The organism is Kitasatospora sp. NPDC005748, assembly GCF_040630735.1.
Lineage (GTDB): Bacteria > Actinomycetota > Actinomycetes > Streptomycetales > Streptomycetaceae > Kitasatospora.
The window spans coordinates 24,156-47,748 of sequence record NZ_JBEXYD010000044.1; the positions used below are offsets into that span (position 1 = coordinate 24,156).

General features: G+C 74.6%; 17 protein-coding genes. 13 read left to right on the forward strand and 4 right to left on the reverse strand.

The features are described from left to right. The first annotated feature begins 26 nt into the window (after positions 1-26). The 9 genes from nusA (at position 27) to ABZ495_RS26525 (ending at position 12,974) form a co-directional block, all read left to right on the forward strand. Complete coding sequence (nusA, locus tag ABZ495_RS26485) at positions 27-1,040, forward strand: transcription termination factor NusA (protein ID WP_329487715.1); 1,014 nt, start codon at positions 27-29, stop codon at positions 1,038-1,040. Positions 1,041-1,178: 138 nt separating this feature from the next. Further along, complete coding sequence (locus ABZ495_RS26490; RefSeq protein ID WP_329487714.1) at positions 1,179-1,427, forward strand: YlxR family protein; 249 nt, start codon at positions 1,179-1,181, stop codon at positions 1,425-1,427. Between the two features lie 249 nt (positions 1,428-1,676). Then, on the forward strand, positions 1,677-4,838 hold the full coding sequence (gene infB / locus ABZ495_RS26495; protein ID WP_329487713.1) for a translation initiation factor IF-2: 3,162 nt from the start codon (positions 1,677-1,679) through the stop codon (positions 4,836-4,838). A 151-nt stretch (positions 4,839-4,989) separates the two neighbouring features. Beyond that, the gene (locus tag ABZ495_RS26500; protein WP_329487712.1) at positions 4,990-5,286 is read left to right on the forward strand and encodes a DUF503 domain-containing protein; all 297 of its coding nucleotides are present in this window, start codon (positions 4,990-4,992) and stop codon (positions 5,284-5,286) included. Positions 5,287-5,440: 154 nt separating this feature from the next. Beyond that, positions 5,441-5,881, forward strand: a complete 441-nt coding sequence (rbfA, locus tag ABZ495_RS26505; protein ID WP_329487711.1) for a 30S ribosome-binding factor RbfA — start codon at positions 5,441-5,443, stop codon at positions 5,879-5,881. A 2-nt stretch (positions 5,882-5,883) separates the two neighbouring features. Further along, positions 5,884-6,987, forward strand: coding sequence for a DHH family phosphoesterase (locus ABZ495_RS26510; RefSeq protein ID WP_329487710.1), 1,104 nt, complete (start codon positions 5,884-5,886; stop codon positions 6,985-6,987). Positions 6,988-7,021: 34 nt separating this feature from the next. Continuing rightward, positions 7,022-7,951, forward strand: coding sequence for a tRNA pseudouridine(55) synthase TruB (gene truB, locus ABZ495_RS26515; RefSeq protein ID WP_359838435.1), 930 nt, complete (start codon positions 7,022-7,024; stop codon positions 7,949-7,951). A 269-nt stretch (positions 7,952-8,220) separates the two neighbouring features. After that, the gene (locus tag ABZ495_RS26520; protein WP_359838437.1) at positions 8,221-11,964 is read left to right on the forward strand and encodes a serine protease; all 3,744 of its coding nucleotides are present in this window, start codon (positions 8,221-8,223) and stop codon (positions 11,962-11,964) included. Positions 11,965-12,029: 65 nt separating this feature from the next. Further along, positions 12,030-12,974: a bifunctional riboflavin kinase/FAD synthetase gene (locus ABZ495_RS26525; protein ID WP_329487707.1), complete on the forward strand. Its 945-nt coding sequence runs from the start codon at positions 12,030-12,032 to the stop codon at positions 12,972-12,974. An 87-nt stretch (positions 12,975-13,061) separates the two neighbouring features. Here the strand turns inward: ABZ495_RS26525 and ABZ495_RS26530 are convergent, their stop codons facing one another. The 3 genes from ABZ495_RS26530 to eccE all read right to left on the reverse strand — a co-directional run bounded on the left by ABZ495_RS26530 (position 13,062) and on the right by eccE (position 17,762). Further along, the gene (locus ABZ495_RS26530) at positions 13,062-15,467 is read right to left on the reverse strand and encodes a MinD/ParA family protein (protein WP_359838439.1); all 2,406 of its coding nucleotides are present in this window, start codon (positions 15,465-15,467) and stop codon (positions 13,062-13,064) included. 127 nt (positions 15,468-15,594) lie between these two features. Further along, entirely contained in the window at positions 15,595-16,365 is a 771-nt protein-coding gene (locus ABZ495_RS26535) for a hypothetical protein (RefSeq protein ID WP_359838441.1), read from the reverse strand. Beyond that, positions 16,365-17,762 carry a type VII secretion protein EccE gene (eccE, locus tag ABZ495_RS26540; RefSeq protein ID WP_359838443.1) on the reverse strand — a complete coding sequence of 466 codons (1,398 nt, stop codon included), beginning with the start codon at positions 17,760-17,762 and terminating at the stop codon, positions 16,365-16,367. The genes ABZ495_RS26535 and eccE overlap by 1 nt, the downstream gene beginning before the upstream one ends. 170 nt (positions 17,763-17,932) lie before the next feature. Here eccE and eccB point away from each other — a divergent pair, with 170 nt between their 5' ends. From eccB to mycP, 4 genes are all read left to right on the forward strand, one after another. After that, positions 17,933-19,621 (forward strand): type VII secretion protein EccB, encoded by a 1,689-nt coding sequence (gene eccB, locus ABZ495_RS26545; RefSeq protein ID WP_359808464.1) that lies wholly within the window; start codon positions 17,933-17,935, stop codon positions 19,619-19,621. A gap of 181 nt (positions 19,622-19,802) precedes the next feature. Beyond that, positions 19,803-20,102: a WXG100 family type VII secretion target gene (locus tag ABZ495_RS26550; protein ID WP_329487702.1), complete on the forward strand. Its 300-nt coding sequence runs from the start codon at positions 19,803-19,805 to the stop codon at positions 20,100-20,102. 73 nt (positions 20,103-20,175) lie between these two features. Further along, positions 20,176-20,466, forward strand: a complete 291-nt coding sequence (locus ABZ495_RS26555; protein ID WP_329487701.1) for a WXG100 family type VII secretion target — start codon at positions 20,176-20,178, stop codon at positions 20,464-20,466. Between the two features lie 112 nt (positions 20,467-20,578). Then, positions 20,579-21,805, forward strand: coding sequence for a type VII secretion-associated serine protease mycosin (gene mycP / locus ABZ495_RS26560; RefSeq protein ID WP_359838445.1), 1,227 nt, complete (start codon positions 20,579-20,581; stop codon positions 21,803-21,805). A gap of 173 nt (positions 21,806-21,978) precedes the next feature. On the opposite strand, the gene ABZ495_RS26565 is transcribed toward mycP, so the two are convergent. Next, complete coding sequence (locus ABZ495_RS26565; RefSeq protein WP_352297655.1) at positions 21,979-23,388, reverse strand: APC family permease; 1,410 nt, start codon at positions 23,386-23,388, stop codon at positions 21,979-21,981. Positions 23,389-23,593: the final 205 nt, after the last annotated feature.

Genomic DNA, 23,593 nt, shown 5'->3' on the forward strand with positions numbered 1-23,593 from the left:
GTGACGAAAGACGAGGAGGCGTAGCCGTGGACATCGACATGAGTGCCCTGCGCACGCTGGTCAACGAGAAGAACATCCCCTTCGACCTGCTGGTCGAGTCCATCGAGTCGGCCCTCCTCACCGCGTACCACCGCACCGAGGGCTCGCGCCGCCGCGCGCGGGTCGAGCTGGACCGCAAGTCCGGCCACGTGACGGTCTGGGCGACCGAGGACCCGGCCGAGCTGGACGAGGGCGTCGAGCCGAAGGAGTTCGACGACACCCCGAGCGGCTTCGGCCGGATCGCGTCCAGCATCGGCATCCAGGTGATGATGCAGCGCCTGCGCGACGCCGCCGACGACCAGACCTTCGGCGAGTACGCGGGCAAGGAGGGCGACATCGTCACCGGTGTCGTCCAGCAGGGCAACGACCCGAAGAACGTGCTGGTGGACATCGGCAAGCTGGAGGCCATCCTGCCGCCGCAGGAGCAGGTCCCGGGCGAGGACTACCGGCACGGCACCCGTCTCAAGTGCTACGTGGTGGCCGTGCGCCGCGGCGTGCGCGGCGCGTCGGTGACGCTCTCGCGCACCCACCCCAGCCTGGTGAAGAAGCTCTTCGCCCTGGAGGTGCCGGAGATCGCCGACGGCAGCGTCGAGATCGCCGCGATCGCCCGTGAGGCCGGTCACCGCACCAAGATCGCGGTGTGGTCGCGCCGGTCCGGGCTGAACGCCAAGGGCGCCTGCATCGGCCCGATGGGCAGCCGGGTGCGCGCGGTGATGGGCGAGCTGCACGGCGAGAAGATCGACATCGTCGACTGGTCCGAGGACCCGCGCGAGATGGTCGCCGCGGCGCTGTCCCCCGCACGGGTGACGAGCGTCGAGATCGTGGACCTCCAGCAGCGCTCCGCACGGGTGATCGTGCCGGACTACCAGCTGTCGCTGGCGATCGGCAAGGAGGGCCAGAACGCCCGCCTGGCCGCCCGCCTGACCGGCTGGCGGATCGACATCCGCCCGGACACCGAGGGGCAGTCCGACGACGGCGGCCGGGAGTCCTCGGCCGAGTAGTCGCGCCCCGGCGCCACCGTTCCACCGCCCCCCGCCGTTCCACCCCGGATCGGCGGGGCGGCGCCATGTCCCTTCGGAGGGGTAGACTTGCCTTCGTCTGGCCGGACGCACGTCCGAGCACGCCCGGAACGCACCTGCGTGGGCTGCCGCAAGCGCGCGGCCAAGCACCAGCTGTTGCGTGTCACGGCGGTCGAGGGCGTTTGCGTCCCCGATCCGCGTGGCGCGCTGCCGGGCCGGGGCGCGCACCTGCACCCCGATCCGGCCTGCCTCGACCTCGCGGTCCGCCGTCGGGCGTTCCCCCGGGCCTTCCGGCTCCAGGGCACACTCGACACCGAGCGGCTCCGCGAGTACATCGGGGAGCGGGCAGGCGACACCCCGGCGCCCTGAGCTTCCTCAGGCCTCTGGCGGGCACCTCCCCGTTACGGCCGCCGCTCCACGCGGCGGAGAACCACCGCACCAAGCACAGTGCGCGGGCAGCCGCACGCCGTGCCACCAGTCAGGTACCTCGCGATGTGGAAGTAGGTCGAGATTGCGATGAGCACTCGATGAGTACGCGATGAGTACGCGATGGGTACGCCCATGAAGTAGCGACGGTCCGGCGGACGAGACACCCCGGACTCATAGATCAGGAGTGAAGTGGCTAAGGTCCGGGTTTACGAACTCGCCAAGGAACTTGGTTTGGAGAGCAAGGCCGTGATGGCCAAGCTGACCGAGCTGGGTGAGTTCGTCCGTTCGGCGTCCTCGACCATCGAGGCGCCGGTCGTACGCAAGTTGACTGACGCGCTGGGAGTCGCCCCCACCGGTGGCGCTGCCAAGCCTGGCCCGCGGAAGCCCGCGGCGCCCCAGCCCGCCGGCGGTTCCGCCGCCGGTGCGGCCGCACCCAGGCCGGGTGCCCCGACCCCGGGTCCGCGCCCTGCCGCGACCCCGGGACCCCGTCCCACCCCCGCTGCCGCGGCGCCCGCCGCCCCGGCCGCACCCGCCCAGGCCGCCCCGGCCGCTCCGCGCCCGGCCGGCGCGCCGACCCCGGGCCCGCGCCCGGCGGCTCGCCCCGCCGCCGCGCCCGCGGCCCCGGCTGCTCCGGCGGCCGAGTTCTCCTCCCCGGCCCCGGCCGAGGAGACCCAGGCCCAGCGCCCGGCCGCGCAGGCCCAGCGCCCGGCCGGCCCCGCCGCCGGCAGTGGTGCCCGTCCGGGCCCGCGTCCGGCCGGCCCGCGCCCGGGCAACAACCCGTTCACCTCGGGCAGCGCGACCGGAATGGCCCGCCCCGGCGACCGCCGTCCGGCCGCGCCCGGTGCCCGTCCGGCCGCCGGTGCCCCCGGTGCCGGTGACCGTCCGCGTCCCGGTGGCGACCGTCCGCGTCCCGCCGGTGCCCCTGGTGCCGGTGACCGTCCGCGTCCCGGTGGCGACCGTCCGCGTCCCGCCGGTGCCCCCGGCGCCGGTGACCGTCCGCGTCCCGGTGGCGACCGTCCGCGTCCCGCCGGTGCCCCCGGCGCCGGTGGCGCGCCGCGCCCCGGTGGCGCCCCGCGTCCCGACGGCATGCCCCGTCCGGCCGGTCCGCGCCCCGGTGGCCCGAGCCCGTCCGGCATGCCGCGTCCGAACCCCGGCATGATGCCGCAGCGTCCGGCTCCGGGCCCGCGTCCGGGCCCCGGCGGCCGTGGCCCCGGTGGCCCCGGCGGCCGTCCCGGTGGTCCGGGTGGCGCCGGTGGCGCCCGTCCGGGCTTCGCCGGTCGTCCGGCCGGTCCGGGCTCGCGCCCGACCGGTGGCTTCGGCGGCCCCCGTCCCGGTGGCGGTGCCCCCGGTGGCGGCGGCGGCTTCGGTCCGCGTCCCGGTGGCTTCGGCGGCCGTCCCGGCGGCCCGGGTGCCCGTGGTGGCACGCAGGGTGCCTTCGGCCGTGGCCCCGGTGGCCGTCCGGCCCGTGGTCGCAAGTCGAAGCGGGCGAAGCGCCAGGAGTACGAGGCCATGCAGGCCCCGTCCGTCGGCGGTGTGATGCTGCCCCGCGGCAACGGCCAGACCGTTCGCCTGTCCAGCGGCGCCTCGCTGATGGACTTCGCGGAGAAGATCAACGCCAACCCGGCCGCGCTCGTCTCCGTGATGTTCAACCTCGGTGAGATGGTCACCGCGACCCAGTCGGTCTCCGACGCGACCCTCGAGCTGCTGGCCGGCGAGATGGGTTTCATCCTGGAGATCGTCAGCCGCGACGACGAGGACCGCGAGCTGCTGGAGTCGTTCGACATCGACTTCGGTGCCAACGAGGGCGACGAGGACCAGCTGGCCCCGCGCCCGCCGGTCGTCACCGTCATGGGTCACGTCGACCACGGTAAGACCCGACTGCTGGACGCCATCCGCAAGTCGAACGTGGTGGCCGGCGAGGCGGGTGGCATCACCCAGCACATCGGTGCCTACCAGGTGGCCACGATCGTGAACGGCGAAGAGCGCCCGATCACCTTCCTGGACACCCCGGGTCACGAGGCGTTCTCCGCCATGCGTGCCCGTGGTGCCAAGTCCACCGACATCGCGATCCTGGTGGTCGCGGCCAACGACGGTGTCATGCCGCAGACGGTCGAGGCGTTGAACCACGCCAAGGCCGCGGGTGTGCCGATCGTGGTCGCGGTCAACAAGATCGACGTCGAGGGCGCCGACCCGACCAAGGTCCGCGGTCAGCTGACCGAGTTCGGTCTGGTGGCCGAGGAGTACGGCGGCGACACCATGTTCGTCGACATCTCCGCGCGCCAGGGCCTCAACATCGACCAGCTGCTGGAGGCCGTGGTCCTGACCGCGGACGCCTCGCTGGACCTGCGGGCCAACCCCGAGCAGGACGCGCAGGGTATCGCCATCGAGGCCCACCTCGACAAGGGCCGCGGCGCCATGGCGACCGTGCTCGTGCAGCGCGGTACCCTCCGCGTCGGCGACTCGATCGTGGTCGGCGACGCCTACGGCCGCGTCCGCGCGATGCTGGACGAGAACGGCAACAGCCTCGCCGAGGCCGGCCCGTCCCGCCCGGTGCTGCTCCTCGGTCTGACCTCGGTGCCCCGCGCCGGCGACAGCTTCATCGTCGTCGACGAGGACCGCACCGCGCGCCAGATCGCCGAGAAGCGCTCGGCCCGCGACCGCAACGCCGCGTTCGCGCAGCGCCGGGTCCGGGTGTCCCTGGAGGACCTCGACAAGGCCATCGCCGCGGGCGAGATCGAGCAGCTCAACCTCATCATCAAGGGTGACGTCTCCGGTTCGGTCGAGGCCCTCGAGGACGCCCTCGTCAAGCTGGACGTGGGCGAGGAGGTCGAGCTCCGCATCCTGCACCGCGGTGTGGGTGCGATCACCGAGTCCGACGTCAACCTGGCGATGGGTTCGGACGCCATCATCATCGGCTTCAACGTGCGCGCCGAAGGCCGTGCGCGCGCCGCGGCCGACAAGGAAGGCGTGGACGTCCGGTACTACTCGGTCATCTACCAGGCGATCGAGGAGATCGAGAACGCCCTCAAGGGCATGCTCAAGCCCGAGTACGAGGAGGTGCGCCTCGGCTCCGCGGAGATCCGCGAGGTGTTCCGTTCCTCCAAGTTCGGCAACATCGCGGGTGTCATCGTCCGCGAGGGCCTGCTGCGCCGCAACGCCAAGGCCCGCCTCATCCGCGACGGCAAGGTCGTGGCGGAGAGCCTCACCATCGAGGGTCTGCGTCGCTTCAAGGACGACGCGACCGAGGTCCGCGAGGGCTTCGAGGCCGGTGTGACCCTGGGGTCGTTCAACGACATCAAGGTCGAGGACATCGTCGAGACCTACGAGATGCGCGAGAAGCCGCGCGCGTAAGCGGGTGGTGTCCGGGGCCGGTCGACGGGTGGTATTTCCGTCGACCGGCCCCGGTCTCGCTGTGTAGGGTCCTGGGGTAGTCAGCGATGACGAGAATCAGCCCGGTCCAGGGCTGCCCCCGAGGCCTCCAGGTCGGCGAGACCTGTCATACATGTTCGTGGGAACACTCACCTTCGACCTGCTGCTGGGCGACGTACATTCGCTCAAGGAGAAGCGTTCGATCGTGCGGCCCATCGTGGCCGAACTGCAGCGCAAGTACAGCGTGTGCGCTGCCGAGACCGGGAACCAGGATCTGCACCGCAGGGCCGAGATCGGCCTGGCGGTGGTGTCCGGCGAAGCCGGGTACGTCACCGAGATCCTGGACAGCTGTGAGCGGTTGGTCGCCGGCCGCCCCGAGGTAGAGCTGCTCTCCGCCAGGAGGCGCTACCACAACGACGACGACGAATGAGGTCTGCGGAACGGACCGGCGCGAGTCGCCGTTCTCACACAGATCAGGACCGAGAGCGCCCACAAGGCTGGGCGCGGGCCGGTACTTTGGGGCGTGGGCCCCGACGGGCAGGCAGTACGCCCGAGTTACCCGGCCCATTGCACGAGGAGGCAACGTGACCGACACCGCTAGGGCGCGCAAGCTCGCAGACCGCATCCAGGTGGTCGTGGCCGAGACCCTGCAACGCCGGATCAAGGACCCGCGACTGGGCTATGTGACCATCACCGACACCCGGGTCACCGGCGATCTGCGCGAGGCCACCGTCTTCTACACCGTCTTCGGTGACGAAGCCGAGCGCGAGGCCTCGGCCGCCGCGCTGGAGAGCGCCAAGGGAGTGATCCGCTCCGAGGTCGGCAAGATCGGGGTGCGTTTCACCCCGACGCTGACCTTCGTCGCGGACGCGCTGCCGGAGAACGCCCGGAACATCGACGACCTGCTCGACCGGGCCAGGGCCATCGACGCCGCGGTGCGCACCACCGCGGCGGGCGCGAAGTACGCCGGTGACGCGGACCCCTACAAGGTCCCGGCGTCCGAGCGTGACGACGAGGACGAGTAGTCATGGCAGGTGAGCCGGCGTCGACCGGTTCGACGGCCGGAGCAGTCGCGGGGGCGTCCTCCACCACCACGGTGGAGGGTGCCCTCGCGGTGCTTCCGGGGCCGCGCGCCGAGGCGCCCGGCTTCGAGCTGGTCTGGCAGCAGGTGGTCGCGGAGATCGGGCGCGCCCGGTCGATCGACCTCATCTGCCACATCTGCCCGGACGGCGACGCGCTCGGCTCGGCCCTGGCGGCCGCGCTGGCCCTGCGCGGGCTGGGCCACGAGGTCCGGGTCTCCTTCGGGGACGACCCGCAGATCGTGCCCGAGTCGCTGGCCTTCCTGCCCGGCCAGGAGCTGATCGTGCCGGCCTCCGAGGTGCCCGCCGTCCCGGAGCTGGTGCTCTGCTTCGACGTGGCCGCCGAGAGCCGGCTGGGCCTGCTGCACGAGAAGGCCTTCGCCGCGCCGGTGCTGGTGGTCATCGACCACCACGCCTCCAACCCCGGCTTCGGCACCCACCAGCTGATCGACCCGAGCGCGCCCGCCACCGCCGTCCTGGTGGACGAGCTGCTGCGCCGGCTCGGCGTCGAGCTGGACCAGTCCCTGGCCACCTGCCTCTACACCGGTGTCGCCACCGACACCGGCTCGTTCAAGTACCGGGCCACCACGCCCGCCACCCACGAACTCGCCGGGCGGCTGCTGGCCACCGGCATCCGGCACGACCTGATCTCCCGGCAGCTGTGGGACACCTCGTCCTTCGGCTACCTCAAGGTGCTCGCGGCCGCGCTCGACCGGGCCGTCTACGAGCCGGACGCGGCCGGCGGCCTGGGCCTGGTGTGGACCTGGGTCCCCTACCAGGACCTGGCGCTGTTCAGCGTCACCGTCGAGGAGATCGAGGGCCTGATCGACATCCTGCGCCGCCCGGCCGAGGCCGAGGTCGCGCTGGTGCTCAAGCAGGACCCGGACGGCACGCTGCGGGGCTCCTCGCGCTCCAAGGGCGCGGTGGACGTCGCGGCGGCCTGCGCCGGGCTCGGCGGCGGCGGGCACACCTTCGCGGCCGGATTCTCCACCCGCGAGCCCGTGGCCGACGCGGTGGAGCGGTTCCGGGGCGCGCTGCGGCCCGTCAGCTGACCACTTCCAGAGAAGCCTCCAGAGAAAAGAACAGATGAAGCGCAAGGGAACCGGCCCGGACGGCCTGGTCATCGTCGACAAGCCGGAGGGCATCACCTCGCACGGGGTGGTCGCCAAACTGCGGTGGCTGGCCGGGACGCGGAAGGTCGGCCACGCTGGCACGCTGGACCCGATGGCCACCGGCGTGCTGGTCATCGGCATCGAGCGGGCCACCCGGCTGCTCGGCCACCTGATGCTGACCGCCAAGACCTACGAGGCGACCGTCCGGCTCGGCCAGACCACCGTCACCGACGACCGGGAGGGCGAGGTCACCGCGTCCGTGCCGGCCGACGGCGTGCGCCGGGAGGACATCGACGCCGGGATCGCCGCCCTCACCGGCGAGATCATGCAGGTGCCGTCCAAGGTCAGCGCGATCAAGATCGACGGCAAGCGCTCCTACGCGCGGGTGCGCGAGGGCGAGGACTTCGAGCTCGCGGCCCGGCCGACCACCATCCACTCCTTCACCGTCCACGAGCAGCGGGCCGCCGTCGCCGAGGACGGCACCCCGGTGATCGACCTCGACGTGACGGTGGAGTGCGCCTCCGGCACCTACATCCGGGCGCTGGCCCGCGACCTCGGCGCCGGCCTCGGCGTCGGCGGCCACCTCACCGCGCTGCGGCGCACCCGGGTGGGCCCCTACGGCGTGGAGTCGGCCCGGACCCTGGAGCAGCTGGAGGAGGCGGTGACCGGTGACGCCGGCGCTCCGCTGGAGGTGCTGCCGATCGGCGACGCCGCCGCGGCCGCCTTCCCGCGCTGGGACCTCGACGCCGAGCAGGCCAAGGTGCTGTCGCACGGCGCCCGGCTGAAGGCGCCCGGGATGGGCGTGGCCGGTCCGATCGCGGTCTACGGGCCGGACGGGCGGTTCCTCGCGCTGGTGGAGGAGCACGGCGGTCAGGCGAAGTCGGTGGCCGTCTTCGTCGGCTGACGCCGGGAGCGCCGGGCCGCGTGCCGGTCGAGCCCCCCGCCGCCCCCGTCCGGGGCGGCGGGGGGCTCTCGGCGTTCCGCGCGGGCACCTGGCGGAGCGGGGCCGGAGAGGTTCACCCGCACGGGGGAGCGCGCGAGGTGAACCCCGGTGGTGAGCGGCGCGGGTGCGGTCGGGCCTGCCCGGCACCGGGCAGGCTCCCGAGCGGCGAGCAGGTCGCCGCGACGCGTCCGCCTCCCGGGCCGCTCGGCCCTGCCGGGAGGGCTGCACGCATGCCGGGAGCACTGGACGGCGACGGGGTGGCGGACGATCCGGGGCGCTACCTGCTGCGGATCCGCGACCTCGACGGACGACTGCGCGGGCTGGGGTTCGTCGCGGACCCGCAGGGGACCGTCCTCACCGCGCACGAGAGCGTCGCGGACCTCGACCGGATCGTCCTGCACACCCCGGGCGGCCAGACCAGGGTGCTGGGCCCGGACAGCGTCCTGCCGCTGCCCGGGCACGGCCTGGCCCTGCTGCGGACCGACGGCGTCGGCGGGCTGCCGGTGCCCCCGCTGCCGATCGCGGCGCCGGGCGCGGTGGCCGCCGGGCGGGAGGTGCTGCTGCCCGCGTTCACCGGCGAGGGGGAGCGGACGGTCGCCCTGCGCTGCGGCGTGCTGGGCGTCACCGGCGCGGTCTACGCCCAGTCCGACCGCTTCCACCTGCTGGGCGGGGTGCTGCTGCTGGACGTGCCGGTCGTCACGGGTACCGGGCCGGTGCCCGCCGGGGCGCCGGTGCTGGACGCCCGCAGCGGCGCCGTGATCGGCGTCGCCGCTCCGGCGCTGCGGGCCCCGGAGCAGGGCGGCGCGCTGACCGCCGCCCCGGCGAACGGCAGCGGGTCGGGCGAGGGCGCGCCGGCGCTGGCCGAGGCGCTGGCGCGCAACGCCGCCGGTGTCCCCGCGTACGGATCGGCGCTGAACCTGGCGGGGGTGCTGCGGCTGGCCGCCGCCCAGGTGGCGGCCGCCGGGGCCGGTCCCGGCCGGGTGGCCGCTCTGGCCGCCGACCGGGTCGACCGCCCGGACGGCCTGGCCGGGGACGATCCGCGGGCGACGGTCACCGCGCTGGTCGGCGCCCCCGGCTCCGGCCGGACCACCGAGCTCGCGGCCCTCGCCGTCCGGCGCGGCGGCGAGGACCGGGCGCTTCCCACGCTCTGGCTGCGCGGCGCCGACCTGCGCGCCGAGGACGCCTCGCTCGCCGCGGCGGTGCGGCGGGCGCTGGCCTCGGCGGCGGCCGGCCTCGGCACCCGGCCGCCGCCCGGGCCGGACGCCGTGGCCGCCCTCTGCGCGGCCGCGCGGCGGCCGCTGCTGATCGTGCTGGACGGCCCCGAGGAGGCGCCCGTCCCGCTCGACCGGGCCTGGCGGCGGGCGGCCGGGGAGTGGCTGACGGCGGTCGGGGCCCGGCTGCTCACCGCCTGCGGGGACGAGGCCTGGGAGCTGCTGGCGGGCCTCGACGACGACCGCGCGGCGGCCGGGCCCGGTACGGCGCCGGCGGGGTGTCCGCGGCACGGCGGGGACGGCCCGCCGTGGGACCGGGAGCCGTGGGACCGGGAGCCGTGGGACCGGGAGCCGTGGGCCGGTGACGAGTTACCGGCGGGCGGCACCACGGCCGGGCCGGCCGGGGCCGACCGCCGCTGCGCGGGGGCGGCCGGGAGCTTCGCCGTCCACCGGCTCGGCCCGCTCCCGGCCGAGGCCGCCGACCGGGTGCGCCGCCGCTACGGGCTGCCGCCGGACTGGACGTCGGCCGCGGACGCCCGCCACCCGCTCGCCGTCCGGCTGGCCGGGGAGCTGTGGGCGCAGGGGCTGCGCGGGGAGCCGGTGGGCCGCGGCGAGCTGTTCGCGGCCCACCTGGACCTCTGCTGCCTGCGGGTGGCCCAGCGGATCGCCGCCGACGGGCGGCCCCGGCGCCCGGGCGCCCACCGGCGGGGTGCCGGGCGGCCGGCGGGTCCGTCGCCCGGCCGGGTGCGCAGGCTGGCCGCCGCGGTGGCCGGGCGGGTGCACGAGGCGGCCCGGCGGATGCTCGGCGCGGAGCAGGGCGGGCTCGGCCGGGCCGCCTTCGAGGAGCTCTTCCCACCCGGCAACTGGGCGGCCGCGGTGCTGGCGGAGGGCCTGTTCGTGCCCGCGGGCCCGGGCTTCCGGCTCGCCCACGGCGAGTTCTCCGACTGGCTCCAGGGCCTGCACCTGGACCTGGACGCGGCGCTGCGGCTGCTCCTCGGCGAGGCCGAGGACACCCCGCCGCCGGGGGAGGCCCGTACGGTGCCCCGGCACCGCGTCGCCCCGGTGGCGTCCGCGCTCGGGCGGCTGGCCGAGACCTGGGGCGCCACCGCCCTGGACCCGTGGCTGCACCGGCTCTGGCGGGCGCTGGACCTGCGCCCGCCGGGCAGCGAACCCGGCTGGTGGGCCGGCCGGTTGCTCGCCGCCGGGCTGGCCGCCAGCCCCGATCTGGACGAACACCGGTCGCTGCTCGCCCAGTTGGCCGGCCGGATCGCCGAGGTGGCACCGGCGGCCGGCGGGTTCGAGCGGCTCCCGGCGGCCGGTCTGGGCCGCTTCGGTCCGCGCTTCTGGACCGGTCTGGGCCTGCCGGTCGAGAGCGAACTGGCACTCCTGCGCCGACTGGTCACCGCCGACGGACCGGCGCGGCCGTTCCTCGCCGCCACGGCCGAGCGGCTGCGCGCCGACCCGGCCCGGGTGATGCCGCTGCTCTGCGCCTGGTTCGACGACCCGCGCGGGCTGCCCGGCCGCCCCGGTACCACCGTCGCCGATCTCGCCCACGACCTGCTGTACCGCCACCGCGCGCTGGCCCTGGACGACCTGACGGAGGCGCTGGCCGACGCGGCGCACCCCCGGGCGGACGCGCTGCTCACCGTGCTCGCCGGTGAGGAGCCGTCGGCGCTCTGCCGCGCCGTGGACCGCTGGAGCCACGACCGGCGGCCCGAGCGGCACGTCGCCGCCGCCGTGCACGCGCTGCGCGCCGCGCCGTACGCGCGCGGGGCCGGACCGGAGTTGCTGCGGTTCGCCGCACTGGCACTGCTCGCCCGCGAGGAGGAGCCGTGCCTGCACGGCGCCGCGCTGGCGCTGCTGGTGCGCGACCCGCGGGCCCGGGCCCGGCACCTCCCGGCCGCGCTGGCGGCGTACCGGCACGGCGAGGACCGCTTCCTGACCGCCCGGGCGCTGGCCCCGGCGCTGGAGAGCGACCCCGAGCCCGTCCTGGCCGCTTTCGCGCAGCGGCTGGCGGCCCCCGGCGCGGCCGTCGCCGAGACGCTGCGGGTGCTGGCCGACGCCCGGACGCCGCAGGCCACCCGGCGCGGCGCCGAACTGGCGGCCCGGCTGCTGCGGGAGCGCCCGGCGCTGGCGGGCGCGGTCGCCGTCGACTACCTGGGCCGCCGGCTGACGCGCGGCGCCGCCGGGGGACCGGCCGCCCGGCTGGAGCTGCGGGTGCTGCTCGGCAGCGCCCTGGCGGCCGGTCCGGTGGCGGTGCGGCGGCCGTTCGCCCAGGTGCTGGCGGTCCCGGTGGCCGATGCCGAGGCCGACGCCCTGCGCTGCGAACTCCTGGACACCCTGCTGGCCACCGAGGGCGACCAGGAGGTGCTCGCCGCCGTCGTGGAGCGGCTGGCCGAGCACTGCGCGGCCGAGCGCCCGGCGCGGGCCCGGACGGTGCTGGCCCGCGCCGCGGCCGGGCTCACGGACGCGGACGAGCTGCTGGCCCGCTGCGCGGGCCGTTCGGCGGCGTTCGCGCTGCTGCTGGCCCGGTGGCCCGAGGGCGAGGCCCCGGCCCGGCCCGCCGACCCCCGGTCGGCCCGGCTGCGGGAGCCGGCGGCGGCCGGGCGCGACCCGCGGGAGGCCGCCGAGGCCGGGCGGGAGGCGGACCGGGCGACCCCGCGGGAGCCGGTTCCCACCCCGGTGTCCGGGACCGGACAGCCGGCGGTGCGCCCAACCCGCCTTCCGGTGCCGAAGCAGGGGCGGGCGCATGGCACGCTATAGGGGTTCGGGTTTGAGCGTTTGAGCGTACAGAAGGTACGCGCCGTAGGGAACAAGGAGCGGTCAGGGTGCAGCGCTGGCGTGGCCTGGAGGAGATCCCCGGGGACTGGGGACGCAGCGTCGTCACCATCGGGTCGTTCGACGGTGTGCACCGCGGGCACCAGCTGATCATCAACCGGGCGGTCGAGCGCGCCCGTGAGCTCGGCGTCCGCTCGGTCGTGGTCACCTTCGACCCGCACCCGAGCGAGGTGGTCCGCCCGGGCAGCCACCCGCCGCTGCTCGCCCCGCAGCCGCGCCGCGCGGAGCTGATCGAGGCGCTCGGGGTGGACGCCGTCCTGGTGCTGCCGTTCACCTCCGAGTTCTCCCAGGAGTCCCCGGAGACCTTCGTCCGGCAGGTGCTGGTGGACGCGCTGGGCGCGCGGCTGGTCATCGAGGGGCCGAACTTCCGCTTCGGGCACCGCGCGGCGGGCGACGTCGCGCTGCTGGCCGAGCTGGGCCGGGCCGCCGACTTCGACGTCGAGGTGGTCGACCTCCAGGTGCGCGGGGCGGCCGGGGACGGCGAGCCGTTCTCCTCCACCCTCATCCGGCGGCTGGTCGCGGCCGGTGACATGGCCGGCGCGGGCGAGGTGCTGGGCCGCCCGCACCGGGTCGAGGGCGTGGTGGTGCGCGGCGCCCAGCGCGGCCGCGAGCTGGGCTTCCCGACGGCCAACGTGGACACGGTGCCGCACAGCGCGATCCCGGCCGACGGCGTCTACGCGGGCTGGCTGACGGCGGACGGCGAGCTGATGCCGGCCGCGATCTCGGTCGGCACCAACCCGACGTTCGACGGTACGGCCCGCACCGTGGAGGCGTACGCCATCGACCGGGTCGGCCTGGACCTGTACGGGCTGCACGTCGCGGTCGACTTCCTCGCCTACCTGCGCGGGATGGAGAAGTTCGACTCGATCGACGCGCTGCTGGACCGGATGGCCGACGACGTGAAGCAGGCCCGCGAGCTCACCGACGGGGGCTGACCGGACCGGTCGCGGATGCCGAAGGGCCCGCCGGCCGTCCACGGATCCGCTGGATCCACGGACGGCCCGGCGGGCCCTTTCGGTTCGCTACGGCTGCGGCTGCTGCGGGTAGCCGTACCCGGCGGGGGGCGGCGGCTGCGCGCCCGGCTGGGGCTGCGGGTAGCCGTACCCGCCGGCCGGCGGCTGGGGCTGCTGCTGCCAGTCCTGCGGGGGCTGCTGGGCACCCGGTTGGGCCTGCGGGTACCCGTAGCCGGGCGGGGGCGGCGGGGCCTGCCCCGGCTGCGGGGCCCACGGCGCGCCGGGCGCGGGCCCGCCGGCCGGGTAGCCGCCCTGGCCCGGCTGCGGGTACGGCTGCTGCTGGGCCTGCTGCGGGTAGGGCTGCTGCGGGTCGGCGTACGGCTGCGGCTGGCCCGGGTAGGGGGCGGTGGGCTGCGGGGGCTGGTGGGCCTGCTGCTGCCAGCCGGACTGCTGGGCGGCGGCCTGCTGGGCGCGGACGATGTCCTCGCCGACCAGGGTGGCGAGTTCGAAGTACGCCTCGCGGACCTTGGGCCGCATCATGTCGAGGTTGACCTCGGCGCCCGCCGCCAGGCTCTCGTCGAACGGCACCACGATGACGCCGCGGCAGCGGGTCTGGAAGTGCGCGACGATGTCCTCGACCTTGATCATCTTGCTGGTCTCGCGAACCCCGGAGACCACCGTGATGCTGCGCTGCACCAGGTCGGCGTAGCCGTGCGCGGAGAGCCAGTCCAGCGTGGTCGACGCGGAGGAGGCGCCGTCCACGCTCGGCGTGGAGACGATGATCAGCTGGTCGGCGAGGTCCAGCACCCCGCGCATCGCGCTGTACAGCAGGCCGGTGCCGGAGTCGGTCAGGATGATCGGGTACTGGCGGCCCAGCACGTCGATGACCTGGCGGTAGTCCGAGTCGTTGAAGGTGGTCGAGACGGCCGGGTCGACGTCGTTCGCCAGGATCTCCAGGCCCGAGTGCAGGTCCTGGGAGGTGAACTGACGGATGTCCATGTAGCTGCGCAGGTGCGGGATGGCCGTCACCAGGTCGCGGATGGTCGCGCCGGTCTGGCGCTTGACCCGGCGGCCGAGGGTGCCGGCGTCCGGGTTGGCGTCGATCGCGATCACCTTGTCCTGGCGCTCGCTGGCCAGGGTCGCGCCGAGCGCGGTGGTGGTCGTGGTCTTGCCGACGCCGCCCTTGAGGCTGATCACCGCGATCCGGTAGCAGCTCATCACCGGCGTCCGGATGACCTCCAGCTTGCGGCCGCGCTCAGCCGCGGCGGCCTTGCCGCCGAACTGGAAGCGCGGCTGCTGGCGCTGCTGCTTCGGCTGGTTGCGCAGCAGCCGGTCCGAGGAGAGCTCGACGGCGGCCGTGTAGCCGAGCGGTGCGCCGTGCGAGACCTGCTGCGGGGCGGCGGACTGCTGGAACGCGGCGGGTGCCTGCGGGACCCCGGACTGCTGCTGCCACGGCTGGGCGGGGCCCGGCTGCTGGGGCTGGGGCTGGGGCTGCTGGGACTGGGCCTGCTGCTGCGGCGGCTGCTGGTACGGGGTCGGCTGCGGCCAGCCGCCCTGGCGGGGGTCGACCGGCGGTGCCTGCGGGCCGGGCGCCTGCTGGGCGGCGGCCCAGGCGGCGGCCTGCTGCTCCTGGGGGTCGGCCGGCTGCTGCGGCGGCGCCGGCTGCGGCCACTGCTGGGCCTGCTGCGGCTCCGGGTAGGGCTGCGGCTGGGCGTACGGCTGCGGGTCCGCGTAGGGCTGGGGCTGGGCCTGCTGCGGCGCCTGCTGCTGGGGCTCGGCGTAGGCCGGCGGCTGGGCCTGCTGCGGCGGCCCGGGGTAGGGCTGCGGCTCCGCGTACGGCTGCTGCGGCGGGGGCACGGCCGGGCCGGGCTGCTGGTGCGCGGCCACGTCGGCCGGCGGCCACGGCTGGGCCGCCGCGGCCTGCGGCTGTTCGGGGGCGGGGCCCGGCGCCGGGGCGGGCGCGGGCCCACCGGCGGTGGGCGCGGCGAACGGGACGTGCTGCGCCTCGACATGGGTGGCCGGCGCGGGGAGCGGCGGGGCCGTCTCCGGGGCGGTCGCGGCGGCCGGGGCCGGCTCGGCGGCCGGGACGGGCGCAGGCGCGGGCACCGGAGCCGGTGCGGCGACCGGCGCCGCCGCCGGACCGTCCGCGGCCGGGGGAACGGCCGGTGCGACGAACGATTCGGCCGCGGGCACGGGCGCGGGCGCGGGGACCGGTGCCACGACGGGTGCCGGTGCCGGTGCCGGCGCGGCCGGGCCGCCGCCCGCCGCCGGAGCGCCCGCCCCGTCCGGTGCTCCGCCCGCCTGGACGGGTGCCGGACCGGCGCCCGGACCAGGGCCCGGACCGGCGGCCGGAGCCGCCGCGGAGTCCGTCTGCACGTACCAGGACGGGGGAGTGTAGTCGGGCGCGTCGGACCAGTCGTCGTCGTCCTCCGCCGCGTTGTCGCCGACGTAGACGCCGTCCCGATCGCTGCTCACCTAGGGCTCCCTCGTGTTCGCCGCCGCTCGTCGCGGTGCCGTTGCCGCATCAAAGACTAGGCCGTGCACCACCCCCCGTTGAAGGCGGAGTCTCATCTCGCCCGGGGCGCGATCGGGTCCCGGCAGGTCAGTCCATGCGTCGTGCCCCGCCCAGGACCTGCTGCTCGGCCTGCCCGGCGACGGTCCGTACGTACTGGCGGCGCATCCGGGTCGTCCAGAGCGTCATGTCGTCCCCGAGGGTGGGCAGCGAGGCGATGTCCTGCGGGCCGAGCGAGAGCACCCGGCCGATCAGCTCGGCCTCCTGCGGCGAGACCCGCTGCACGCCGACCAGGTCGGCGGCGTTCAGCACCCGGGCCGCGTTCGGGCCCAGGTAGGGCAGCAGGGTCAGGGTGGTCTGCCAGGGCGCGGCGGAGAGCCGGCTGCGCGGCGGGCGGGCGCCGAGGTCGCGCACCACGAGCACCGGCGAGGTCACCGAGGCACCCTGCGGGCCGAGCCGGCCGACCTGGTGGACGGTCACGCACGGCTGGCCGCCGCCCGCGGCCTGCGCCATCGGTCCCCACAGCTGCCCGCGCGCGGTCTCGACGGCGATCCGGGCGCCGGTGGCGGCCGCCCGCAACGCGATGACCTGGGCCGTCCAGACGCCGCCGACCAGGACCAGGTCGTAGGCGCTGGGCCGGAAGAGGCCGAGCACGGCGGGCTGCTTCTGGACGTCCTCGCCGATCAGCACGCCGTCGTCGCCGACCGGGAAGGAGAGCGCGCCGAGGTCCTCGGTGGTCAGCACGTGCTTCTCGCGGCGCGGGCCGCGCAGTCCGAAGCCGGGCAGGATCCGCGGCCGGACCCGGGGCTGCTCGGTGGAACCGGGCTGCGGGCCGGGCGTCGGGTAGGTCTGGTACGCCATCAGGAAGCACCTCCCAGGGGCAGGGTGGCGAGCATGCCGGGGGCCTGCTCCAGGTCGAGTCGGGTGAGGCCGAGGCCGGTGCTCTGCGCCCGGGCCTCCACCAGTCGTCCGACCTGGACGACCTCGCTCTCGCTGCGCCCGGTCACCCGGACGTGGCCGCTGATCGCCACCGAACCGCCGGTGCCGTGACCGGCGGTCAGGCTGAAGGTGCTGGCCAGGGCGGGCGAGCCGGTGATCAGGTTGACGAGGTCCGGCGCGGCGATCCGGCCGGGGGCGCCGCCGGGGCGGCTGAGCTGCGGCCACCGGGAGATCCAGTAGGTGCTGTGCCAGCGGTCGTCGATCCGCCAGAAGCGGTTGCTCTCCTGGGTGCGGCGGCCGCTGCCGCCACCGCTGCCGGTCCCCTGGCGGCCGGCCACGGCGAGCGGGTTGGCGCAGGTGGAGATGGCCAGTGCGGCGATCAGCTCGCGCTCGTCCAGCACGGTGGCGTTGAACCCGGCGCTGTTGAGCCGCCCGGCGAGCTGGTCGGTGACCCGCTGCAGGGCCTTGCGGGCGCCCTCCTCGCCGCCGCCGCGGGCGCGGACGGCGGTGGCCGCGCGCTCCGGGTCGAGCTTGAGCGCCACCCAGGTCAGCCGCAGGCCGGGGGTGGCGGTGCCGTCGGGCAGCTCCTGGTAGGCGCGGGCGGCCAGCGACTGCTCGGGCAGGTGCGGGGCGGGCGCCGGCTGGGTGTGCTGGACGATCTGGACCGACTCCAGCGTGATGTCGTCCACCCGCAGTGCCGAGCAGATCACGTCCAGCGGCAGCGGCAGCGCGGTGCGCACCGGCCGCAGCGGCTGGTCCTTGGCCTGGACGAGCAGCACCGAGCTGAGGAAGGTGCCGTCGCCGACCATGCCGGTCTCCCGGCGCATCGGCCGGCCGCCGAAGTCGGTCTCGGTGGCGTGGGTGCAGGTGCGCAGGGCGGGTTCCAGCTCCAGCGCGGGGGCGATGGCCGGGTCGGTGCCGACCGGCGGGACGTTCGTCCGGGCCTGCTTGCGACGGGCCTTCAGGGCGGCGCGCACCCGCAGCGCCTCGGGGATGGTGCGTCCGCGCAGCGGGATGACCGCGAGGACGACCAGCGCCAGGGCGACGGCGCCGAAGCCGCCGGCCACCGGCTTGCTGATCGTCCAGCCGACCGCCACGAGTGCCACCGCGACCTCGACCAGCACGAGTTGCTGGAGTCTCAGCCGGCCGCCGAGCAGCCCGGGCCTGGGGTGGACGCGGACCGGTACGGGGGCCGTCGGCCCGACGGCGGCCGCGGGTTCGGCGACCTGGCCCCGTTCGGGCCGGGCCCGTCGGCCGGAGCGGCGCGATCCCCTGCCCTCGTCGGTGCTGCGGCGCCCTGGAGCGGTCTGGCTTGGCATCCCCCGAGTGACCCTCTCTGAATCAGTTGTCGCGGCCCGGTTGGCCGGTTCGCGAACCGTACCCGTACCGTACTCACCGTCTGCTGCCGCATCGTAGAGGGTTCGAAGCCGCTCTCGCCCGGCGGGTGCGGACCACGGGGTATGTCGGTCAGACAGGGGAGACGACGAGCATGGCATCACGCCGGGACGAGCTGAACGCCTACACCTTCGCGCGGAAGCGAACGGTCGGCGCGTTCCTGCTGCCCAACGGGGGCGGCAGCGACGAGGACGCGCCGCGGCCGGTGAAGGCGATCCTGCCGAGCGTCATCGTGGGCGCTCTGGTGGTCGGCGCGTTCGGGGTCTGGGGGGTGTTCAAGCCGAGCGCCCCGGTGGGCTGGGACAGCGGCAAGAACATCGTGCAGGGCAAGAAGAGCACCACCCGATACGTGGTGCTGACCGATCCGGACGGCAAGACCAAGCGGCTGCACCAGGTGCTGAACATGTCCTCGGCACGGCTGGTGCTGCCGGTGGACGCGAAGGTGGTGGTGGTCGCCGACGAGGTGCTCGACAAGTACCCGAGCCACGGCCCGACCATCGGCATCCCGAACGCGCCGGACCGGCTGCCGACCAAGGAGAACGCGAGCAAGCCGATGAAGTGGTCGGTCTGCGACAGTCCCGGTCCGGACGACAAGCAGGAGACGGCCAATCAGGCGCTGTTCCTCGCGGGCGGTGCCGACGCCAGGACGCTGGCCGCCAAGGACCGGGTGCTGGACACCGACCAGGCGCTGCTGGTGAAGGAGATCGACGACCAGCAGGTCGCCGCGCAGCCCGGCCCGGGCCAGCCGCCGATCGACCAGAGCAAGTTGAACCTCTACCTGATCGACTCGCAGGGCCGCAAGCACGCCATCGGGGGGACGCAGACCTCCGAGAGCGACAAGAAGCAGCTGATGGCGGCGATCTTCGGGGCGAGCGCGAAGCCGCAGCCGGTGAAGAGGGAGTGGATGGACACCCTGGTCACCGGCTCGGTGATCCAGTTCCCCAAGATCGACGGGCTGGTCCCGGACGTCAAGGGCCCCAACTCCTCGGTGGCGCTGCAGAAGCCGGAGGACCGCAAGATCGGCCGGCTGGTCCGGTACGGCGACCGGAACTTCGTGGTGGGCAAGGACCAGCTGTTCGTGGTCACCCAGCTCCAGGCCGAGCTGATCCGGCAGAACCCCGCGTGGCAGGGGCTCTACAACCAGGACGCCGACCGGACGCCGCGGATCGACGAGCTGATGCCGGCCGACTACGCCGCCTTCAACTCCAGCACCCCGCTGAAGGACGCCGACGACTGGCCGACCAGGACGGGGGCGCCGGCCAACAACTGGCAGGCGGCGAAGGACGCGAAGCCGGTGATCTGCAGCACGTTCGACGGGATGGCCGAGGACGGCAAGACGCCGCGGCGCAGTGTCTGGGCCGGCCCGGACTTCCCGGCGAAGCACAGCAGCGGCGTCGGTTCGGCCTATGTGACCCCCGGTCAGGGCCTCTTCTACCGCGCGCTGGACGGCGGTGCGGGCGGCTCCGGCAGCGACTACCTGATCACCGAGACCGGGCTGCGCTACGCCGTCCCCGCCAACACCACCGGCGGCAAGGGGGCGCAGGCCGCGCCGTCCGCCCAGCCGGGCAAGCCGGTCCCGACCGTCACCGCGACCCCGACCGTCCAGCCTGCTGACCCGGCCGCCGGGCAGCCGGGTCAGCAGCAGGACGAGGCCGGCGGCAACCAGGCCCGGCTCGGCTACCAGGGCCTGCAGCCGGTGCCGGTGCCGCTGGCCTGGTCGGCCCTGGTGCCGTCCGGTCCGGCGCTGAACGCGAAGACCGCGGCCCAGCAGCAGAACGCCTGACCGGCCCGTTCCGGCAACGGAATTGGCCCCAGTGTCATGGTCTGGTAACTAGCGGTTCCCCGGTGTTGGGCGAGTTGCGTGTGCCGACTACAGTGCTGCTGGACATCACACCGGTGATGCGGCGGACCGGCCGGGAACGGCGGTCCGGACACAATGTCTGTCTCATGGGGGACGGTAGAGCATGGGTCAGTTCAAGACGACCGCTCAGGAGATGCTGGCTTTCGCCAAGCACATGGACGAGGTCATCGGCCAGATCGAGGGCGAGATTCGCAAGCTCGACAGCCTGGTGGGTTCGATCGCCGGCGGTTGGCAGGGTCAGGCGGCCACGGCCTACAAGACCCTTCAGGGCCAGTTCAACGAGGACGCGGTCGAGCTCAACAAGTCGCTGAAGGCGATCAAGAGCGCGATCGAGATCACGACCAAGCAGTACTCGGCGACCGACGCGGACCAGCAGGCGGCGTTCGGCGCCGGCAAGATCTGATCCCCTCTCTGCCAGGTCATTCACCGGCGGCCCCTGGTGAGGGAGCGCGTCGGTTCCTCGACAAGGAGACATCGTGTCCGACCACATTCTCGTCAACTTCGAAACTGTCCGGAACGCCGGCAGCGAGGTTCGCGCCACCGCCAACCGCATCAACTCCCAGCTTGAGGAGCTGAAGGCGGGCGTGACCAAGATCGCCTCCAGCTGGGAGGGTGCCGCTCAGCAGGGCTACCAGGCCCACCAGGCGAAGTGGGACTCCCGCGCCAGCCACCTGCAGCAGGTGCTGTCCCAGATCGCCGGCTCGCTGGACAAGGCGGCCGAGAGCTACAACAGCACCGAGAACAACAACGCCAAGCTCTGGGGCTGACGGATCCCGCCCCCGGTCGTGGGGGCGATCGATTCCGCCGAAGGGGCGGGTGCCCGGTCCGGGCACCCGCCCCTGGCGCGCAACACGGGTGGACGACAAGAGGGGTGGCAGGGTGTCCGTAGTCAGGTACCGGAAGGTGGCCGCGACGGTGGCCGCGCTCGCGGTGCTCGGCGGTCCGCTGGCCGCCCCGGCCCACGCGGACGGGCCCGGCATCGCCGCCGCCGGTGACTGCGCCAAGGACGCCCAGAACGTGCAGGCCGTGCCGTGGTCGTTGCAGCGCATGGTGCTCGACGAGCTCTGGCAGGGCGGCACCGTCACCGGTGCGGGGGTGACCGTCGCGGTCATCGACACCGGGGTCAACGACCAGAACCCCCAGCTGGCCAACCGGGTGGTCGACGGCGGCTCGCTGTTGAAGGACAAGGACAAGAAGAAGGTCGAGGGCACCGGCAAGGACGACCTCGTCGGCCACGGCACCAAGGTCGCGGGCATCATCGCGGCCGGCCACTACGACCAGACCGGCTTCGTCGGCATCGCCCCGGACGCCGGCATCCTGTCGATCCGGCAGAACGACGCCGAGGGCAACGGTGACGTCTACACCCTGGTCGAGGCGATCTACATCGCGATCCAGCGGGGCGTCAAGGTCATCAACATCTCGCAGGACGTGCGCGGCGCCGGCAACGCCGACTTCGGCGGCTACGCGGAGCTGAAGGCCGCCGTCGAGGCCGCCGAGGCCAAGGACATCGTGGTGGTCGCCTCCTCCGGCAACGACGGCAAGGAGGGCGACACCTACCCCGCCGCGTTCCCGACCGTGCTCGCCGTCGGAGCCTCCGACCGCAACAACGAGCGCGCCCCGTTCTCCCAGTACGGCGACTTCGTGGACGTCGTCGCGCCCGGGGTCGACATGCTCTCCACCGTCCCCCGGGGCGGCCAGTGCGTGGACAACGGCACCAGCTTCGCCGCGCCCTACGTCTCCGGCCTGGCCGCGCTGCTGCTCGGCGCCCACCCCAAGTGGAAGCCGGCGCAGGTGCGCGCCCGGATCGAGCAGACCGCGCAGCGCACCGGGCACGAGGCGAACGCGTACATCGGCTGGGGCGTGGTGGACCCGGTGAAGGCCGTCACCAAGGCACCCGAGGACCCGCCGTACAAGGCGAAGCCGGACGAGCCCGTCCAGCTGGCCGCCGCCCCGATCGTGCCGCAGCCGCTCGGCCTCGGCGAGACCCAGGCCGACCGCGACGGCCGCACCGCGACCTACGTGCTGGGCGTCGGCGCCCTGCTCGTCGCGCTGCTCATCGGCGGCGGCGTGGTGCTCCGCGACCACCGCCGGCGCCCCACGGACTGATCCGGAGCCTTCTCCCCGCCGCGAGCCTGCGCCGGCCGGTCGGCCGGCGTCCGACCGGCCGATCCCGGGGTGGCCGGCGCGTGCGGAACGGCGGTGCCGCGGACCAGAGGGGGAGTGGTCCGCGGCACCGCCGTGTGGGGGAGGGGTGGGGGTCGGGGGCGGCCCCGCCGGGGTCAGGCCTGCTGGTCCTCGGGCAGGCTGATCACCCAGCGGGTCTCCTGCCGGGGGCGCAGGTAGAACAGCCAGTAGAGGGTGGCGGCGGCGGTGATGCCGCCGGTCCACAGCAGGGGCACGGTGTCCAGCTGGGTGATGATGTAGACCAGCACGACGATCAGGACCACCGGGACGGCCGGCCAGAGCGGCATCCGCCAGGCGGTGGCGTGCTTGTGCTGATCGCGGCGCGACAGCAGCGCGGCGATGGCGACCAGCAGGTACATCCCGGTGACGGCGACGCCGGTGATCTCGCTGAGCAGCTCGCCCTTGACGAAGCAGAGCGCGGCGCCCGGCAGGCCGACGGCCAGCGTGGCCACCCACGGGGAGCCGAACCTGCCCAGGGTGGAGAAGGCCTTGTTGACCGGCTCGGGCCACGCCTTGTCGCGGGCCGAGGCGAACAGCACCCGGGAGTTCTGGATGACCATGACGATGCCGGCGTTGATGATCGCCAGCGCCACGCAGAGGCTGATGAAGGTGCCGACGGCGGAGTTGCTCCACGCGGTGACCATGCCGGAGATGTCGCCGGAGGTCAGGGTGGCCAGGTCGGGGGCGCCCATGGTGATCGCGGTGACCGGGATCAGGATGACCGCGGCGGAGATGCCGAGGGTCCACAGCACGGTGCGCGAGACGTTGCGGCGCGGGTCCTCCAGCTCCTCGGAGAGGTAGACCGCGGTGGAGAAGCCCTGGGTGATGAAGAGGGCGATGCCGAGCGCGCCGACGATGGCGCCGATGCTCACCGTGGTGGTGGCGCCGCCGTCGCCGGCGACCACCCCGTGCAGCAGGCTGGGCGCGTCGCCGTTGGCGTGGGCGAAGCCGAGCACCGACACCACACCGGCGGCGACGACCTCCAGGACCAGGAAGACGCCGGTGATCCAGGCGTTGGCACGCAGGTCCAGCAGACCGGCCAGGGTGGCGGCGAGCATCACCGCGGCGCCGGCGATCGGCTTGTCGACGTGCAGCACCGGGGCGAGGTAGTCGGCGGTGCCGAGGGCGATCACCGAGGGGACGATCAGCACCACGATCAGCGAGAGCACGAAGACCAGCCAGCCGGCCAGTCGCCCGGCCAGGGTGCCGACCATCGCGTACTCGCCGCCGGCGCTGGGGATCAGGGTGCCGAGTTCGGAGTAGCAGAAGGCGACCGCGATACAGAGCACCGAGCCGATCGCGATGGCCAGCGCGGTGGCGCTGCCGATGCTGGAGAACAGCTCCGGGACGATCACGAAGAGCGTGGAGGCCGGGGTGACGCAGGACAGCGTGAGCAGGGTCCCGCCCACGACGCCGATCGAGCGCTTGAGCGTCTGGGGGGAGGCGGCGCCCTCGGCCGCCGTAGTGGGGGCTACGGCGTGTGGCGGGCGAAGCGTGTCGGTCATGTGGCTTCCGATCGGCTCTGTGCGGTCCTGGAGAGGGAGCGGTATCGCCTCCGCTGGCTTGCTGCTGTGGGGTTCTGGTCCTTCGCTCCCGGGCCGTCATGGAACCTTGGCCGTAATGACTGCGTCAATGCCGGAAATGCTTCGGAATCCGTTGCGAAGGTGGGCATAAACATGCGATCCGATGATCACCGACGGTGATTGTCAC

Bases quoted from the DNA above. Each gene is read 5' to 3' on its own strand.
- ABZ495_RS26500 (WP_329487712.1), top strand. From the start codon at position 4,990: ATGTTCGTGGGAACACTCACCTTCGACCTGCTGCTGGGCGACGTACAT.
- ABZ495_RS26510 (WP_329487710.1), top strand. From the start codon at position 5,884: ATGGCAGGTGAGCCGGCGTCGACCGGTTCGACGGCCGGAGCAGTCGCG.
- truB (WP_359838435.1), top strand. From the start codon at position 7,022: ATGAAGCGCAAGGGAACCGGCCCGGACGGCCTGGTCATCGTCGACAAG.
- ABZ495_RS26520 (WP_359838437.1), top strand. From the start codon at position 8,221: ATGCCGGGAGCACTGGACGGCGACGGGGTGGCGGACGATCCGGGGCGC.
- ABZ495_RS26535 (WP_359838441.1), bottom strand. From the start codon at position 16,365: ATGGCGTACCAGACCTACCCGACGCCCGGCCCGCAGCCCGGTTCCACC.
- eccE (WP_359838443.1), bottom strand. From the start codon at position 17,762: ATGCCAAGCCAGACCGCTCCAGGGCGCCGCAGCACCGACGAGGGCAGG.
- eccB (WP_359808464.1), top strand. From the start codon at position 17,933: ATGGCATCACGCCGGGACGAGCTGAACGCCTACACCTTCGCGCGGAAG.
- ABZ495_RS26550 (WP_329487702.1), top strand. From the start codon at position 19,803: ATGGGTCAGTTCAAGACGACCGCTCAGGAGATGCTGGCTTTCGCCAAG.
- ABZ495_RS26565 (WP_352297655.1), bottom strand. From the start codon at position 23,388: ATGACCGACACGCTTCGCCCGCCACACGCCGTAGCCCCCACTACGGCG.